At 51.7% G+C, this 267-nt stretch carries 1 rRNA gene; it reads right to left on the bottom strand.

The annotated features are described in order from the left end of the window. Positions 1–267, bottom strand: a 23S ribosomal RNA gene (locus HC728_RS19995); the annotation flags it as partial.

Here is a 267-nt window from a genome sequence, read left to right as displayed (position 1 = left end):
CAAGCGGGCTTATGCCATTGCACTAACCTCACGATGTCCAACCGTGATTAGCCCACCTTCGTGCTCCTCCGTTACTCTTTGGGAGGAGACCGCCCCAGTCAAACTACCCACCAGGCACTGTCCGCAATCCCGATAAGGGGCCAACGTTAGAACATCAAGCATACAAGGGTGGTATTTCAAGATTGCCTCCACAAATACTGGCGTACTTGCTTCAAAGGCTCCCACCTATCCTACACATGTAGGGTCAATGTTCAGTGCCAAGCTGTA

Source organism: Aliivibrio sp. S10_S31 (assembly GCF_014694495.1).
Lineage (GTDB): Bacteria > Pseudomonadota > Gammaproteobacteria > Enterobacterales > Vibrionaceae > Aliivibrio > Aliivibrio fischeri.
This window is presented reverse-complemented; position numbering and strand designations above follow the sequence as displayed.